Source organism: Massilia niabensis, from assembly GCF_042655085.1.
Taxonomy (GTDB): Bacteria; Pseudomonadota; Gammaproteobacteria; order Burkholderiales; family Burkholderiaceae_D; genus Telluria; species Telluria niabensis.
Genome location: NZ_JBHSMU010000007.1, coordinates 18,494 through 34,728, shown reverse-complemented (window position 1 = coordinate 34,728; position 16,235 = coordinate 18,494). Strand labels below are relative to the sequence as shown.

Genomic DNA, 16,235 nt, shown 5'->3' with positions numbered 1-16,235 from the left:
CCGGATGGGTTGCAATCAACTTGAAAACAACGCCAGCCCCCCGGCCAGGTGGCGCACGGTCGGGTGCCCGAGCCCCTGCGCCAGCTGCGCCGCCCGGGCGCTGCGGTTGCCGCTGCGACAGAAGAACACCAGCGGCCGCGTCTCCGCGCGCAGCCAGTTGGCATGCCCGGCAAGCCGCGACAGCGGCAGGTTGTAGGCCGCGCGGCCATATAGGGCGGGTGTGCCGGCCGCATGCTCGCAGGCTTCGCGCACGTCGATCAGGAGCGCGCCCGGATGCTGGAGGAGGAACTGCGCGAGCCCAGCCGCATCGACGGCAATGCACTCGTCTTCGACAAGGTCGAACGCTGGCCATGGCGCTTCCGCGCTGGGGAGTGCACTCGGCCTCACAGCCAGTGCGCGGCCACAGTGGGCGATGCGCGCGCAGGCCTGTTCGATGAACGCGTCGTCCACCAGCGGGCCGAAGGACATGCGCACCGCATCCGCGCAGCGCGCATCCGGCAAGCCCATCGCCTGCAGTACATAGCTGGGCGCGGCCTTGGCGGCGGAGCAGGCCGAGCCCGCGCTGACGCGCACCCCGGCGGCATCGAACAGGTCGAGCAGCTCCTTGCCCGACACGCCGGGGACCGAAAAGTTGAGCGTGGTCGGCAGCGTGGTTGCAAAAGGCGCGTTGAATTCGATAGCGGGGAAGGCTGCGCGCAGGGCCGCCGCCAGCCGGTCGCGGCAGGCCGCCAGTTCGGCATGGGGACGGAAGGTGCGGCCCTCTTCCAGCGCGCGCAGCACCGCGCCGAGGGCGGCGATGCCCGCCATGTTCTCGGTGCCCGAGCGCTGCCCGGCCTCCTGGCCGCCGCCGCAGACCAGGGCCGTGTACGGCGCGCCTTCGCGCACGTACAGCATGCCGATGCCTTTTGGCGCATACAGCTTGTGCCCCGAGAAGGGCGCGTAGTCGATCCGCGTGCCACTCAAGGCCAGCGGCAGCTTGCCGAGTGCCTGCACGCAGTCGACCATCCACAGCGCCGTGCTGCCGGTTTCTTCGAGTACGGCCGCAATCCCATCCAGGTCCGACACCACGCCGCTCTCGTTATTCGCCGCCATCGTGCACAGGAAGGCGGTGCGTGGCGCCAGCGCGCGCAGCAGATGGAGACAATGCCTTCCGTCGCTGCCCACAGGCAGCGACTGCAGCCTCAGTCCGGTGCCGAGCACGCGATTCCAGTGCGCCAGGCTCTCCGGCACTGCCTTGTGCTCGGTCGCGCCGTAGAGCAGCAGGTCGCCGCAGGGCAGCCCGGCCGCGCGGCGCTCGCGCACTGCGCACAGCGCCGACAGCACGGCCGTCTGGATGCCCTCGGTGGCGCCGCTGGTGAATACCAGGCGCCCGGCCTCGGCACCGAGCACGCGCCGCGCACAGGCGCGCGTACCGCCGAGCAGGGCACGCGCGCGCAGGCCGGCGCCGTGGCTGCTGCTCGGGTTGCCGAAGGTGCCCGTCAGCGCCGCCAGGGCGGCACTGACTGCCGCCGGCAGCACCGTGGACGTCGCGTTCGCATCGAGGTAAATTTCACTATGCATGATTATTGTAAAAAGCCATTGTAAAAAGCGCCCAAAAAGCGTCAACACGGCGAGATCGTGTTATGGTTAAGCAATATGTTACCTAGATGGGGCGGAGAGCACGTTTCTAGTTCTGCTAATATTCGCCCAGATTTAGCATGTACGTTCTGTTAGTGACCTATAACTAAAATGAATTCACTAGACAAGTTTGATTGTGCGATCCTCGCCGCATTGCAAGCCGATGCGACGCTGTCCATTTCCGGTCTCAGCGAAAAGGTCGGCCTCTCCAGCACCCCCTGCTGGAAGCGCGTCAAGCGCCTCGAAGAAGAGGGTTACATCGAAAGCCGCGTCACCATCATCAACCGCCAGAAGGTCGGCTTGCCGGTCACCGTGTTCGTCAGCGTGCGCACCAGCGAACACGACGAAAAATGGCTGGCGCGCTTTGCCGCCGCCGTCGTCGCCCTGCCCGAGGTGCTGGAATTTCACCGCATGAGCGGCGACGTCGACTACCTGCTGAAGGTGGCCACCACCGACATCGCCGGCTACGACCGCTTCTACAAAAAGCTGATCAAGACGGCGCAACTGAGCGGCGTGTCCTCGGCCTTTTCGATGGAGCAGATCAAGTGCACGACCGCCCTGCCGCTGGAACTGATTGCGCATGGCCTGCCTGCCTGAGACGACCGCACCGCTGAGCTGATTCGTGGCATGATGGCGTCCGTTTGGAACATAACGGAGACAGGCTGATGCCAACTAAAATGAACATGGCGCCACTGGCGCTGGCCGCGCTGCTGTGCGCGTCGAGTGCTGCGCTGGCGCAGGAACAAGTCGTCAAAATCGGCGTGACCGGGCCCCTCTCGGGCGCCAACGCCTTTGCCGGCAAGGACAACGAAAACGGCGTGCGCCTCGCCGTCGAGGAACTCAACGCCCAGAAGATCAAGGTCGCGGGCAAGCTTCTCCGCTTCGAGCTGCAGTCCGAAGACGACGCCGGCGACCCCAAACAAGGCGTCACGGTGGCCCAGAAGCTGGCCGACGGCGGCGTGAAGTTCGTGCTCGGCCCCTACAACTCGGGTGTCGCGATTCCCGCCTCGCGCGTCTACAACGATGCCGGCGCCCTGATGTCCACGGTCGGCACCAATCCGAAGATCACGCAGAGCGGCTACAAAGGCGTGTTCCGCATCGTCGCCAGCGACGCCCAGGTCGGCGGCTCGATGGCGAATTACGCCGCGCGCGAACTGAAGCTGAAGAACGTCGGCATCATCGATGACCGCACGGCCTTCGGCACCGGCATCGCGACCGAATTCAAGCGCCAGGCGCAGGCTGCCGGCATGAAGGTCGCGGGCCACGAATTCACCAACGACAAGGCGAGCGATTTCGCCGCCATCCTCACCTCGCTGCGCGCGAAGAAGGTCGACGCGGTCTTCTTCGGCGGCTATGCGCCGCAGGCCGCCCCGATGGCGCGCCAGATGAAGGCGCTCGGCCTGAACGTGCCGCTGCTCGGCGGCGACACCCTGTGCAGCCCCGAGATGGCCAAGCTCGGCGGCCCGGCCGTCGGCGAAAACGTGCGCTGCGCACAGGCCGGCGCAATCATCGCCAAACAGCCAACCGGTCCGGCCTTCCTGGCCAAGTACAAGGGGCGCTTCAAGCGCGAGCCGGACGTCTACGCGCCCTCGTTCTACGACCAGACGATGTTCATCGCCCAGGCCATGAAGGCCGCCAACAGCCTCGCGCCGGCCGCGGTGGCGCAGCAGCTGCGCACCCTCAGCTATCCGGGCGTGGTCGGCACCTACGGCTACGACGACAAGGGCAACCTGAAAAAGACCGCCGTCACCGTCTACACTTTCAAGAATGGCGCGCTGGCGCCGCTGGCAAGCTATTAACGGAACTACGACATGACCCAGATTTTCAAGCTCGGCGCCCTGGCCGCCGCCGCAATGATCGCCTGCGCACCTGCGACTGCTGCGCCGCAGGCCGCCGCCCCATCCAAACAGGCAGCCGCCAACCCGCAAGCCGCAAAGGCGCTGAACGTCCTTGCCGACGAATACTACGACGCCCTCGCCCGCTTCGACCCGGTGTCGAGCAGCGAGAGCGGCGACAACCGCTTCATCGACCAGATCGGCATGTCGATCTCGCCGACCGAACGGGCTAAACAATTTGCACGCTATAAAGCCTTCCAGAAGCGCCTGCGCGCCATCAAGCGCGACGGCCTGAACACGCGCGACCAGACCAGCTACGACATCCTCGACTACGAGCTGACCACAGCCCTGCGTTTCGAGCCCTTCCCGGAACACCTGCTGCCGATCAACCAGATGGACAGCCTGCCGGTGACGCTGGCGAACTACGCCAGCGGCCAGGGCGCGCAGCCGCTCACCACCGTCAAGGACTACCGCGCCTACGCCAGCCGGCTGGCGCAGCTCGGGCCCTGGGTCGACCAGGCCGTCGCCAACATGCGCGAAGGGATCAAGCGCGGCATCGTGCATCCAAAGCCGGTGATGACTTCCGCCCTGCCCCAGTTCAAGCAGCTGGTGGCGGCATCGACGGAAGCCAGCATCTACTACACCCCGGTGAAGAATTTCCCGGCCAGTTTCTCCGATGCCGATAAGCGCGCACTCACCAAGCTGTATGGCGACGCCGTCGGCGGCAAACTGAATCCCGCACTGGCGCGCCTGGCGACCTTCCTGGAGAAGGAATACCTGCCGGCCACGCGCACCAGCAGCGGCTGGAACGCGCTGCCGAACGGCGCCGACTGGTACCTGGTGCGCGTCGCCAGCCAGACCACCACCAATTTGAAGCCGGAAGAAATCCACCAGATCGGCCTGAAGGAAGTGGCGCGCATCCAGGGAGAGTTTGGCCGCATCGGACCGAAGATGGGCTACACGGGGCCTGCCGCCGGGTTGCCGGGCTGGGTGGCGCAGCAGGCGAAATTCAAGCCGTTCAAGACCGAACAGGAAGTGATCGAGGTCTACCGCAAGCTGGACGCGCAACTGCGCACCAAGCTGCCGGTGATGTTCAACCTCAAGCCAAAGGCGCCGCTCGACCTGCGCCTCGAGCCTGAACTGAGCCGCGCCACCGCCTCCGACCACTACACCCCGCCGGCCGTGGACGGCACCCGCCCGGGCGTGTTCTGGTCGGTCGTGAACGACCCGCGCCAGTACGGCAGCACCGGCATGGTGACCTTGTACCTGCACGAAGGCGCGCCGGGCCACCACTTCCACATCGCGCTGGTGCAGGAACTGGGCCTGCCGAACTTCCGCCGCTTCGGCGGCAACAACGCCTTCACGGAAGGCTGGGCGCTGTACGCCGAGACGCTGGGCAAGGAGATGGGCCTGTTCGACAAGCCGGAAGATTATTTCGGCCACCTGAACGACGAAATGCTGCGCGCGGCACGCCTGGTGGTCGACACCGGCCTGCACACCAAGGGCTGGTCCCGCGAGCAAGCCATCAAGTATTTCTCGGAGACGCTGGGCTACAGCGAAGCGGAATCGCGCGCGCAGATCGAACGCTACATGGTGTGGCCGGGCCAGGCGCTGGGCTACAAGATCGGTTCGCTGAAGATCGTCGAACTGCGCCGCCGGGCGGAATCTGCGCTGGGGGCGAAATTCGACATCCGCAAGTTCCACGACATCGTGCTGGGTGAAGGGACGCTGCCGCTGTCGCTGCTGGAGGCGAAGGTGGATCGCTGGATTGCGGCGTCGAAGTAAAGCCATGTAGCCGGCGGGTAACACCATCCGCCGGCATTTGTCCTCCTCATGTCAAATGCCTGTCACAAATGGCGCCTAAGGTGAGGATCTCGGGCCCAATCCTGAGCCCGACGATGTGCAACTCAGCAGTTACCTTGCACGTTCGCGTGGCCCGCCAGATGCCGCATTTGAGTAACTGACGTGCTCCACCTGTTTGTGAACCTTCACTTCATGAGGTATGCCATGTTCCCGTTCTCGCACTCCGTCACGCCCGCAGTCCGCACCCATCTGAATGCACAAACCGCATTCCTGAACGATATGTCGAAATCGCTGTCGCACTCGTTCCAGGAGCTTTGCAAGCTCAACCTCCAGCTCGGTCAAACCCTGCTCGAAGAAAGCACAATCGTCAGCCAGCAGTTGCTGACCACTAACAGCCCGAACGACATGATTTCCGTGTCGGCGGCACGCGCACAGCCTGCCTCGGAAAAACTGCGCGCCTACCAGCAGCATGTATCGCGTATTGCCGCGGATTCGCAGGTCGAGTTTGCGCGGGTCGCTGAACAGCATGTGCAGGAAACGTCCCGCACCGCACGCAGTTTGGCCGATGAAGTTGCACGCACGGCTAGCGAGGAGACGGAACGCAGCGTGCGGCACCAGGAAGAGTCGCTGAAAAGCTTCCGCGACCCGTTTGAAAACGGCGCTGCGCAACGGGCCAATGGCAGTACGCACCACGGCAGCATGCAGGCCGCGGGCCAGGCAGGGAGCGCCGATGCGCAAGTCCACGTAGACGGCGACCGAGCCTCGTTCCAGGGCAACCTGCAAGGCAGTCAGGCGTCGCAAGGCAGTCGGATCGATACCAAAGCAAGCAAGTCGATCTAAGCTGCCTGTCCCGTTATCGGTAGTTGGCGTGGGCAGCGACGCTGCCCACGCTACGGGAACCGGAGCATCACGCCTGCGGCGTAATCCGCCACACCACCCCGCCGCCATCATCCACCACCAGCAGCGCCCCATCGGCGGCCACCTCGACCGCCGCCGGACGACCCCAGACATCGCGGTCGCTCAGCACCATGCCGGTCATGAAGTCCTGGTACTGCCCGGTCGGCACGCCGTTCTTCATCATCACGCGCACCACCTTGTAGCCGGTGCGGATGCCGCGGTTCCAGGAGCCGTGCAGCGCCAGGAAGATGTCGCCCTCGTAGGCCTTCGGGAAGGCGTGCTTCGCGCCCTTCGGCGCATGGTAGACCACCATGCCCAGCGGCGCCGAGTGCGACTGGATCAGGGTGTCGGGGACAAGCACCTTGTTCTTCAGGTCGGGGCGGATACCTTTCAGGCGCGGGTCTTCGTTGGCGCCGATGTAGTACCACGGCCACCCGTAGAAACCGTCCTTCTTGACACGGGTGATGTAGTCCGGCGGCAGGTTGTCGCCCAGCTCGTCGCGCTCGTTGACGCTGCAGAACAGGTCGTTTGTTGTCGGGTGCACGATCATGCCGACGCAGTTGCGCAGGCCGTTGGCATAGGGGCGGCGGTTGCGTCCGTCCGGATCAAAAGCCAGCACGGCGGCGCGCTCGGTCTCTTCGCCCCAGGCGGCACCGACGCCGTATTTTGCTTCCCACTGCGCCAGCGGCTGCGGCGGCGTCGGGCCGATCTTCGAGGCGTAGTTGGTGGCCGAGCCGACCGACAGGAACATGGTCTTGCCGTCGTTCGAGAACGCGATCGTGCGCGTGACGTGGCCGCCGCTGGTGTCGCTGATTTTTTCAATCACGACTTCCGGCTCGCCCTTGGCCTTCAAGTCACCCACGGTGTACGGGAAGCGCACCACCGAATTCACGTTGGCCACGTAGAGGTGGGTCGGCTTGCTGGCGGAGGGCCACAGGGCCATGCCGTAAGGGCGCGACAGGCCGGTGGCAAAGACGCTCACGGTGCCGGCCTTGTCGCCGCCATTCGCCTGCAGGACGGTGATCTGCCCCTTGGCCGCTTCGGACAGGAAGATGTCGCCATTCGGCGCGCGCAGCGGCAGGCGCGGTTTGCCGAGGCCGTCGGCGTAGATGCCGACCTTGAAACCTTTCGGGACGGCCGGCATGGCGCCATCGGGACGCGCGGCCAGTTTCGGGCCGTTGCCGGCGCTTTCGGTGCCGAAGGGGGCGACCAGGCCGGATACCTTGATGTGGTGCAGGTCGCCGGGTTTGTCGGCGGTCCAGGCGGCGCTGTCGCCGGTGCCGGCGACCTTCGCGCTGGCGACATTGGCGGGCGCGGCGGCCTTGCCGCTTTGCGTGGCCAGGTAGTCGATCACGGCGGCACGGCGGGCGGTATCGGCGACGCCGATCGGCATCGCCGTGCCCGGGACGTTCTTGTTCGGGTCGCGCAGGAAGAGGTCGAGTTCTTCGCGGGTCCAGGTCTTGCCGGCGGCGCCGGCTTTCGTCATGGCGTCGGTGTAGTTGAAGCCGGGGACGCCGGCGGCCCTGCGGCCGATGACGTTGTACAGGCCGGGGCCGGCGCGGGAGGACATTTTGGAGTCGACCGTGTGGCAGCTGGCGCAGTTTTGTTCGAAGTAGGTTTGGCCGATGGTGGGGGCGGCGGAGGCGATGCCCGTAAGCGCCAGGCAGGCGGCGGCGATCGTGGCCTGGGCGGCGTGGATAGGGTTTTTCATGCGTGATTGGGGCTGTTGCCTGTTCTGTTATTGGTGTGCTGGATCCGCGTGGGCTCAAGAGCCCGGTGAACCTGTCATTGAGGCCATTGGCCTCAATGACCCCTACAGGACGGGCCGCGTATCCGGTACGCGGCATGCAGGTGTCGCGTTACTGAATCATGAAGACCGGATAACGGCGCCATTCCGGCTCGCGGTACCTGGCGCAGTTGGCGAAGATGAAGTCGAGGACTGCCTCCTGGTTCGCCAGCAGCGCGGGGTTGGCGGCCTTCCAGGCGCCGAACTTCACGGCCAGCTCGGGCTCCTCGGCCAGCAGCTTCTCTGCTTCGTCCTCGAACACGTAGTCCGAATACGCTTCCTTCTTCTCCAGCACGCTGTTGAAGAAGCCCCAGCGGAAGAAGCTGTCGTGGGCGAGCGGTTCCAGGGTTTCGACGACGTAGCGCGCCCGGTCCTGGTCGAGCGAAACGATGACGTCGCCGGCGCGCAGCAATACCGATCCACTGCGCTTTTCCAGCTGCACGTCGTCGTGGAACATGTGGCCCTCGTACGCGTTCGGCCGCGAGGCGACTGACACGACATGGTAGTACGCCACTTCCTGCATGCGGTCTTCAGCCACGCGTTCCATCGTCACGCCATTGAACTCCAGGCGCTCGATCGCTTCGCGCCAGGCCTGCGGGATCACGTAGGCTTTCGGCGCCTTCACCGTCACGTCCGCGTTAAAACGGTTGTAGTAGGCGATGTCGCGCTCCCACGGGCTGGTGCGGTCGTAGTACAGGCGCGTGTAGTCGCCCAGCGCGCTCGGCTTGTACTTCGCCTCGTAGCCCTTGAAGCGGAAGGTCGACGTGTTCTGCTCGTCCATGACCCAGTGGATCGGCCACTCGGCGCGGGTGCGCCCTGCCGCTTTCGCCGCGCGGCGCAGCCCCTGGATCTGGGCGCCATGCTTCACCGTGAAGTCGAGCGCGGTTTCCACCAGGGCGCGCATGGACTCGTAGCGGTCCTTGAAGGGTTTGAGCATGTGCGTCTCGGGCATGAAGCCGATCGTGTGGTGCAGCGCCGCGTAGCCGGTCGAGAAGCGCGCCGTTTCCAGGAATTCGGCGATGCCGTGGTCCGGGCTGTCCTTGACGGGATTGACGTAGGGGCAGGTCGGCCAGCCGCGCGCGTCCATCTCGGCGTACATCGCCGGCAGCATGGTGCCGGTCAGGAAGGCGCCCAATTCTCCGCCCAGCTTGTCCGCCTGGGTGTGGATCAGCGTCATCGTGTAGCTGTAGTCGGCGCCGTTCGAGGTATGGGTGTCGACCATCACGTCCGGATCCCAGCTGGTGAACAGCTTGTTGAACACCTGGGCAGTGAGCGTGTCACACTTGACGAAGTCGCGGTTCAGGTCGAGGTGGCGGCTGTTGCCGCGGAAGCCGAACTGCTCCGGGCCGTCCTGGTTCACGCGCGAGGTGTCGGCGCGATTGATGCTGCCGTCGACGTTGTACAGCGGGACGAACAGGAACACGGTGTTACCCAGCGCGGCGAGGCGTTCGGGCTGGGTGCAGAAGTCGCGCACCAGCGCCATGCAACCGTCGACGCCTTCCGGCTCGCCCGGATGGATGCCGTTATTGTTGAAGAAGACCGGGCGCCCGGCCGCCTTGATTTGCTCGCGGTCGAACACGCCATCGGCACTGACCACGCCCGCGTGGATCGGCACGCCGGCGTCCGAGGTGCCGACCACGCCAAAGCGCAGTACGTTCGGGTAGCGTTGCGCGAGTTCTTCATACCAGGCGATGCAATCGCTCCAGGTGGTGGTCTGGTTCTGGTTGCCCTGCTCGTAGGGCGTCTTCAATTCGTTCGACATGATCTGGAGGGGAGGTTTAAGGCAAGCCGCTACGATACAGCAGTTGCGCTAGAGAGTGGCAGTGTGATGGTCACCGTGGTGCCGCGCTGGGGCGCCGAGCGTACGGCGATCGTGCCGTGCAGCGCATACACGCGCTCGCGCATGCCGATGATGCCGATGCCTTCCGAATTGTGCGTCGGATCGAAGCCGCTGCCGTTGTCCTCGACCTCGATGCGCAGCAGGTCGCTCACCGCATCGAGCACCAGCGTCACCTCGGCGGACGTCGCGCCCGCGTGCTTCATGACGTTCGACAGCGCTTCCTGCACGATGCGGTAGGCGGAGATGGCCAGCTCATTGCCGAGCCGCGAAAAGTCGCCCTCGGAGTGGAAGGCGAAGCGGCAGCCGGAACCGCTGTCGTAATGGCGGAGCATCTCCTCAACGGCGCCGTGCAGGCCCAGCATGTCGAGCACTTCGGGGCGCAGGCGGCGCACCAGGCGCCGGCCGTTGGCGTACAGGTCGAGCGCCAACTTTGTGATCGCACCGGCCTTGGCGCGGATCTCGTCCACTTCCGGCGCTGGCGGTGCTTTCGCCGCCAGCATGCCGATGCTCTGGGCCTCCAGGCGCACCGCGATCAGCGAGGCATTCAGTTCGTCGTGGATCTCGATCGCGATGCTCTTCCTCTCGTCCTCGATGATGCTGTTCACCTTCTGGATCAGCTTTCTCTTGTCGGCGTCGGCCCGCAGCGCCTCGTTGCGCGATTCGACCAGGTCGCGCGTGCGCTCGGCCACCTTGTTTTCCAGGTCCTGCGTGGAGCGCTCGAGCGCCACCGACATTTCGCCAATGGAGGCCTGCAGCTCCCCTACCTCGCCACCGGTGGTCACCGGCAGCTCGACCCGGTACTGGCCGCCGCGGATCGAACGCAGCGCGTCGATCGCCTCTTTTAAAGGCAGCGTCAGCGACCGGGCCAGCACCCAGGCCAGCACGCCGCTGGCAACCAGCGCCAGGGCAGCCATCGCCAGCTCGATCCGAAAGCGCCCGGCCTGCTTGGCCAGCATGTTCGAGGGCGACATCGTCACCCGCACGGCACCGACGATTTCGGTGGTCAGCGTGGGCGGGCGCGCGTCGCTGGACGCCGACACGTGCGGCGTGCCGTTATCCGAAAACAGGTTGATCCAGACGACCTGCTTGCGGATCGGCGCCTCGTAGAAATGCGGCTCGGCGTCCTGGGCGAGGGTCGAGGTGACGCGCACCGCCGTCTTGCCCTCGGCATCGACGATGTCGACCTGGCGGATGCTTTTATCCGACTGCACCAGGCCGTTGATCGTCAGGCGCAGGTCGGTAAGGTTGCCGGAAATGACGTTGTATTCGCTCGTCTCGGCCAGCGCGCGCGCCAGGATGCGCCCGCGTTCGCTGAGTTCCTCGGCCACCTGCGCGCGGTGCGCGTACCACGAGTACCAGACGAATGCCGTGAACAGGAACACCACCGGCAACATGGTAATGAAGGCCATGCGCAGGCCGATGCTCCAGCTGCGCCAGAATTGCAGGGATCTCAGTTTCATGGCCGCGGGCGCGCAAACCGGCGCGCTTCATCGCTCACGGCGATGTCGAGCGAGCGCGCCACGCCCTCGTTGATCGCGGTGCGGAAGTAGCGCGGGAACTGGGGCGGCGGCAGCTCGCCGGTGGCGACAAAGCGGGCGGCCATTTCCGCCACCTGGGCGTTGATGTCCTCGACCTCGGAATAGGTCGTCGCCAGGGCGCCGACCTTCACCATGTCGCTTGAAAAACCGATCACGCCCTGCTTGCGGCGGTAGGTCGAGAGCAGGATGTTGCGGATGTTTTCGGGGTTATACACCGCGCTGTCGGGCAGCGCCAGCAGCACCTCGCTGCGGCCGATCCGGGCCAGGACGTCGCTCATGTCGGCGCCGCTCGGGGCGTGCACGATCTCGGCCTGGCCGAGCAAATGGGGGACCAGATGCGGCAAGAGAAAGCCGGTCTCCGGGCCGAGGATGGCCGCGGCGCGCACCGGGCGCCGGTACAGCAGCGCGGCCAGGCGCAGCTGGTCGGCTGGCGCGGGTTCGGCATACACCGCGGTCATGGCTTTTGCGCGCGCGGGCGGCAGCTTGTCGACCACCGACTGCCACACCTGGCTCGAAGTAAAAGCGGCAATGACCACGCAATCGCAGCGGCGCCCTGCCACCTCGCGCAGGGCGATCGGGCCGATCGCGACATACACCATGCGCCGGCGCTGGGCCAGTTCGGTGCGAAAGCCGGCAAAGGTGGGCACGAGGCGCTTGTACAGGTCTTCGGCGATGCGCGCGGTGACGCTGCTGTCGTCGCCGGTGACGATCTGGAAGCGGTAGCCGGAGGTGGGCACGGGTCGGACAACGGGTGCAGGCACGGACGCTGCCACTGCCACGCTAGAGGCCAGCCCGAGTGCCAAGGTCAAGGCCAACCCGGCCGCCAGCCTGCACATCGACGTACTGGCGAAGCGCATTGCGCGTTAAGGCTGGATCAGGCCGTACTTCACGGCCAGCTTGGTGATGTGGGCCTGGCGATCGACGCCCAGCTTTTCCTTGATCGACTGGCTGGTATTGCTGATGGTCTTGGTCGACAGGTTCAGCTTCTCGGCGATTTCGGCATTCGTCAGGCCTTCGGCCATCAGCTTGAAGATCTCGAGCCCGCGCTCGTCGAGCTGCGATTGCGGCGACACGTCGCCGCGCACGGCGATGCTGGCCAGGCGCTCGGCGATCTGCGGCGGGAAGTAGAGTTTGCCGCCATGCGCCTGGCGCACGGCCGCGGCCAGGTCGGCCGGGTCGCAATCCTTGGTCACGAAGGCATGCGCGCCGATGCGGTAGGTTTCCTTGATCAGGCTGTCCTGGTCGAACTGGCTCAGGAAGACGACCTTCGCGTGCGGGTCCGCGCGCAGGATGTTCTGGGCCGCATCGAGCCCGGTCAATTCGGTACCGAAGCGGATGTCGAGCACGACGACGTCGGGCTGCAGTTCCGAATATAGCGCCACCGCTTCGCTCGGGGTGCGCGCCTGGCCCACCACGTCCATGCCCTCGGCGGCGAGCGACATCGCGAACCCCGTCATTACGATCGGGTGGTCGTCGGCCAGCATGACGCGGATTGTTTTCTGGTTCGTCACTCGTCTCTCCGTTCGGTGTCGTTACATCCTTACCCGCCTCTGGCAGCGATGTCTGCCATTGGACAGAAGGCGGATTGGGTAGAAGGGGATTATTCCATACAACGGCCCCCATACACAATTACCAAGAAATCGCTTTACTTATTGCTAGTTGATGGCATATATTATTTCTACACGTTAGACATATGACGCACTTTCCGTAAGCAAAAAGCCGCGATCGGCCGTTCGCTCGGGGCATAACAAAAGGAGATCGCCATGCATTTCGCTCACCTGGAACACGACAACGGAAGCAAAGCCGGCAAATTTGCCCTGGTCGCCGGGCTGCACGCCCTGATCGCGGTCGGCGTCGTCAACATGATGAACAACAAGGGCATCTCGATGCCGAGCCTGCCCGACGATATCACCGTCTTCATGACGCCCAAGCCCGTGGAGCCGCTACCACCGCCGCTCGTGCCGCCGACCCCAATGCCGAAGGTGGCGCCGCCGCAGATCTCGGTGCCGAAGGTGGAAATCGACGTGCCGCCACCACCGATGGACAACCCGGTGCGGGCGACGATGGAGGCGCAACCGCTGCCGGAACCGGCACAGCCGTATCAGGCCGAGACCCCGCCCCAGCCCACCACGCCATCGGCCAACAGCGGCGCAAACATGGGTGCAATGCGGAGCGCCGTACTGGCCGACGCCAGCGGCTGCGCCAAGCCCGAGTACCCGATCAGCGCCGCCCGCAACGGCGACACCGGCACCGTCACCCTGGCCCTGCTGGTCGGAACCGATGGTCGCGTGACCGGTTCGCGCGTACAGAAGTCGAGCGGCTCGCGCGACCTCGACCGGGCCGCCGTGAATGCCCTGAGCCTGTGCCAGTTCAAGCCTGCGATGAACAACGGCGTAGCCGAAGCCGGCTGGGCGCAGATCGCCTACGTGTGGTCGCTCGAATAAGCTGAACCGAGTCCCTTTTTACCCGCCACCCCTCAGCCTGGCGGGTTTTTTTGTGCCTGCGCATTCGGCAGGCCCCTGCTCACCCCTGCACAACGAAGGATGCATTTCATGTTCCCTGATTCCGCCGCACCCGCTCCCGGTGGCCTGGCTGGCCTCGCAGCCGGCTTGTTGCTCGTTGCAGCCCTCGGGTGGGCCGCTCTGCGGCCGACGCAGCCGCCCCTGCCAACGCCCGCGCCGCCCGACGCGCCGGCGGCGCAGTTCTCGGCAGCGCGCGCGGCAGCCCACCTCGCCGTGCTGGCGCGCACGCCGCGCCCGATCGCCAGCAATGCCAACCGCGCAGCGCGCGACTACCTGCTCCATCAGCTGCGCGCACTCGGCCTGGAGCCGCAGGTGCAACGAGCGGTGGTGCTGAAGAACTACGTGGACTACAACGCCAACTACGAGTCGACGATGGGCGTGGTGCACAACGTGCTGGTGCGCCTGCCCGGCACGGCGCCGGACCGGCTGCGCCGCCCGGGCCTGCTGCTCGTCGCGCATCTCGACAGCGCCCAGGCCAGTCTCGGTGCGGCCAGCGGCGCGGCGCCGGTGGCCGCGCTGCTGGAAACCCTGCGCGCCTTGCACGCATTGCATACCAGCGCGCCGCTCGCCAACGACGTGCTGGTGCTGTTCGCCGACGGCGAGCGTGTCGGCAGCCTCGGCATGCAGGCTTTTGTTGAACAGCACCCGTGGGCGCGCCAGGTCGGGCTGGCGCTGCGCTTCGACGGCGCCGGCAGCGGCGGCCCGCTCGAGCTGGTCAACACGCATGGCGCGAACAGCGCCGCCATCGATGGCTGGCTGCAGGCCGTGCCCGACGTGCGCGGCTCCTCGCTGATGCACGAGATTTATCAGCTGGCCCCGCGGCCACTGCGCCTCGGCGCCCTGGCCCGGCTGGAGGTGCCGGTGCTGCAGTTCGCGAACCGCGGCCGTCCGTTCGACGGCGCCGGCGTGCTCGATACCCCCGCGCGGCTGGAACGCGCCACGCTGCAGCACATGGGCGGCGCGATGCTGCGCCTGGCGCGCCACTTCGGCGCGCAGGAACTCGATACGCGGGCATCGAACGGGCAAGTGGTTTTCGCGCTGCCGTTCGTCGGGACCGTGCACTACAACGGCGCCCTGGCCTGGATCGCCACGCCGCTGGCCTGCCTGCTGCTGGTGGGCGCCGTTGGCATCGCGATGCGGCGCGCTGGCGTGCGCTATCCGGCGCTGCTGCAGGCCGGCTTCATCGCGCCCTCGATCGCGATCGCGCTCGGCATGCTGGCCTGGCAGTTGTGGATGCACGTGCCCGCGCTGCACCGCGCATGGAATCCGGTGGCGCCCTGGCATGCACAACAAGCGCTGCTCTATCTCGGCGCGATATGCGCGCTCTGCGCCGCGCTGTTCATCGTTGCGCAGCGCATCCTGCAGCGGCTGACCGGCACGGCAGCTGCTATGCTGGGCGGCTTGATCAGCCTGATGCTGGTGCTGGTGCTGGCAAGCTGGCTGGCGCCGGGCGCCAGCTACCTGCTCGCCTGGCCGCTGCTGGGGGCGCTGGCGTCGTTTTTCGCCTTGCACTCGCGCCGGGTGGCCGCTTGGCCGGCCCCCGCCCGGCTGGCCGTGCTGCTGCTTGGCGTGCTCCCGGCCGTGGTGCTGGTGCTGCCGGCGCTGCGCGATACCTACATGGCGCTCTCGCCGCTGCGCATGAACCTGCCGGTGGCGATGCTGGCGCTGCTGCTGGGCGTGTCCACGATCCTGCTGGCGCAGGCGCGGCGCTATGTCGCCCGTGTCCTGCTGCTGGCCGGCCTGGGCGGGCTGGCGCTGGCCGGCAGCGCCGACGAATTCCAGGAGGCCCCACTCATCCGCGCCGATGGCCTGGTCTACTACAAGGACATGCCGAGCTGGGATGCCTACTGGTTGCACCCGGACGCGCCGCTCGATCCCTGGGAGCGCACGTTGTTCTCCAACCTGAAAGAGCCCCATATCTTCGTGAACGTGTTCGGCTGGGAGAGCCCGAGGCAGTGGTATGCCTGGGCGCCGCGCGACGGCCTCGAATTCCCGTTCGTGCGCATCCTGCGCAACGGTAAGACACCGAACCGGTATGCCGACTTCACGTTGATCTCGAAAAACCGCGCGCCCGAGATCCGTCTGCAGGTGAACTACGCGCGGCCGACCCGTGTGACCGTGAACAAGCGCGTGCTGCTCGACGTGGAGGCCAAGACGCTGACCATCGTGCTGTACGGGATGGAGGACGAACTGCTGCATTTTCGCATCGACGTGCTGGGCGATCCGATCTTCAACGTGAAGGTCGAGGAAATCCTGCCCGGGCTGCCGGAACGGCTGCTGCGCTCGTTGCCGGCACGGCCGGCAGGCGGCACGCCGCTGGTGCCGTTAAGCGCGAAGTCCGTCTCGGCCGATGTGCTGTGGTTTTACTAGCGCTTGCAATACAATGTGGCGCGCGCC

12 protein-coding genes are annotated in these 16,235 nt (G+C 66.0%); 6 read left to right on the top strand and 6 right to left on the bottom strand.

Annotated elements, in window-relative coordinates:
- Window positions 1–15 precede the first annotated feature (15 nt).
- The gene (locus ACFPN5_RS06200) at window positions 16–1,560 is read right to left on the bottom strand and encodes an aminotransferase class V-fold PLP-dependent enzyme (protein ID WP_379781217.1); all 1,545 of its coding nucleotides are present in this window, start codon (window positions 1,558–1,560) and stop codon (window positions 16–18) included.
- A 168-nt stretch (window positions 1,561–1,728) separates the two neighbouring features.
- Here ACFPN5_RS06200 and ACFPN5_RS06195 point away from each other — a divergent pair, with 168 nt between their 5' ends.
- From ACFPN5_RS06195 to ACFPN5_RS06180, 4 genes are all read left to right on the top strand, one after another.
- The gene (locus tag ACFPN5_RS06195) at window positions 1,729–2,214 is read left to right on the top strand and encodes an Lrp/AsnC family transcriptional regulator (RefSeq protein WP_379781215.1); all 486 of its coding nucleotides are present in this window, start codon (window positions 1,729–1,731) and stop codon (window positions 2,212–2,214) included.
- Between the two features lie 68 nt (window positions 2,215–2,282).
- Window positions 2,283–3,416 carry a branched-chain amino acid ABC transporter substrate-binding protein gene (locus ACFPN5_RS06190; RefSeq protein WP_379781213.1) on the top strand — a complete coding sequence of 378 codons (1,134 nt, stop codon included), beginning with the start codon at window positions 2,283–2,285 and terminating at the stop codon, window positions 3,414–3,416.
- 12 nt (window positions 3,417–3,428) lie between these two features.
- On the top strand, window positions 3,429–5,237 hold the full coding sequence (locus ACFPN5_RS06185) for a DUF885 domain-containing protein (protein ID WP_379781211.1): 1,809 nt from the start codon (window positions 3,429–3,431) through the stop codon (window positions 5,235–5,237).
- A gap of 222 nt (window positions 5,238–5,459) precedes the next feature.
- The gene (locus tag ACFPN5_RS06180) at window positions 5,460–6,095 is read left to right on the top strand and encodes a phasin family protein (protein WP_379781209.1); all 636 of its coding nucleotides are present in this window, start codon (window positions 5,460–5,462) and stop codon (window positions 6,093–6,095) included.
- Between the two features lie 67 nt (window positions 6,096–6,162).
- Here ACFPN5_RS06180 and ACFPN5_RS06175 read toward each other — a convergent pair whose 3' ends face one another.
- The 5 genes from ACFPN5_RS06175 to ACFPN5_RS06155 all read right to left on the bottom strand — a co-directional run bounded on the left by ACFPN5_RS06175 (window position 6,163) and on the right by ACFPN5_RS06155 (window position 12,827).
- On the bottom strand, window positions 6,163–7,863 hold the full coding sequence (locus tag ACFPN5_RS06175; protein WP_379781207.1) for a PQQ-dependent sugar dehydrogenase: 1,701 nt from the start codon (window positions 7,861–7,863) through the stop codon (window positions 6,163–6,165).
- 148 nt (window positions 7,864–8,011) lie between these two features.
- Window positions 8,012–9,700 carry a M14 family zinc carboxypeptidase gene (locus ACFPN5_RS06170; protein ID WP_379781205.1) on the bottom strand — a complete coding sequence of 563 codons (1,689 nt, stop codon included), beginning with the start codon at window positions 9,698–9,700 and terminating at the stop codon, window positions 8,012–8,014.
- Between the two features lie 29 nt (window positions 9,701–9,729).
- On the bottom strand, window positions 9,730–11,238 hold the full coding sequence (locus ACFPN5_RS06165) for a sensor histidine kinase (protein WP_379781203.1): 1,509 nt from the start codon (window positions 11,236–11,238) through the stop codon (window positions 9,730–9,732).
- Entirely contained in the window at window positions 11,235–12,077 is an 843-nt protein-coding gene (locus ACFPN5_RS06160) for a hypothetical protein (protein ID WP_379781201.1), read from the bottom strand. The genes ACFPN5_RS06165 and ACFPN5_RS06160 overlap by 4 nt, the downstream gene beginning before the upstream one ends.
- Before the next feature lie 102 nt (window positions 12,078–12,179).
- The gene (locus ACFPN5_RS06155) at window positions 12,180–12,827 is read right to left on the bottom strand and encodes a response regulator (protein WP_379781199.1); all 648 of its coding nucleotides are present in this window, start codon (window positions 12,825–12,827) and stop codon (window positions 12,180–12,182) included.
- Window positions 12,828–13,079: 252 nt separating this feature from the next.
- Between ACFPN5_RS06155 and ACFPN5_RS06150 the strand changes: the two genes are divergently transcribed.
- The gene (locus tag ACFPN5_RS06150; protein ID WP_379781197.1) at window positions 13,080–13,760 is read left to right on the top strand and encodes an energy transducer TonB; all 681 of its coding nucleotides are present in this window, start codon (window positions 13,080–13,082) and stop codon (window positions 13,758–13,760) included.
- A 108-nt stretch (window positions 13,761–13,868) separates the two neighbouring features.
- A complete protein-coding gene (locus tag ACFPN5_RS06145) occupies window positions 13,869–16,208 on the top strand; it encodes a M28 family peptidase (protein WP_379781195.1) in 2,340 nt (779 codons plus the stop codon).
- Window positions 16,209–16,235: the final 27 nt, after the last annotated feature.

Bases quoted from the DNA above. Each gene is read 5' to 3' on its own strand.
- ACFPN5_RS06185 (WP_379781211.1), top strand. From the start codon at position 3,429: ATGACCCAGATTTTCAAGCTCGGCGCCCTGGCCGCCGCCGCAATGATC.
- ACFPN5_RS06195 (WP_379781215.1), top strand. From the start codon at position 1,729: ATGAATTCACTAGACAAGTTTGATTGTGCGATCCTCGCCGCATTGCAA.
- ACFPN5_RS06170 (WP_379781205.1), bottom strand. From the start codon at position 9,700: ATGTCGAACGAATTGAAGACGCCCTACGAGCAGGGCAACCAGAACCAG.
- ACFPN5_RS06200 (WP_379781217.1), bottom strand. From the start codon at position 1,560: ATGCATAGTGAAATTTACCTCGATGCGAACGCGACGTCCACGGTGCTG.
- ACFPN5_RS06150 (WP_379781197.1), top strand. From the start codon at position 13,080: ATGCATTTCGCTCACCTGGAACACGACAACGGAAGCAAAGCCGGCAAA.
- ACFPN5_RS06145 (WP_379781195.1), top strand. From the start codon at position 13,869: ATGTTCCCTGATTCCGCCGCACCCGCTCCCGGTGGCCTGGCTGGCCTC.
- ACFPN5_RS06190 (WP_379781213.1), top strand. From the start codon at position 2,283: ATGCCAACTAAAATGAACATGGCGCCACTGGCGCTGGCCGCGCTGCTG.
- ACFPN5_RS06175 (WP_379781207.1), bottom strand. From the start codon at position 7,863: ATGAAAAACCCTATCCACGCCGCCCAGGCCACGATCGCCGCCGCCTGC.
- ACFPN5_RS06180 (WP_379781209.1), top strand. From the start codon at position 5,460: ATGTTCCCGTTCTCGCACTCCGTCACGCCCGCAGTCCGCACCCATCTG.
- ACFPN5_RS06165 (WP_379781203.1), bottom strand. From the start codon at position 11,238: ATGAAACTGAGATCCCTGCAATTCTGGCGCAGCTGGAGCATCGGCCTG.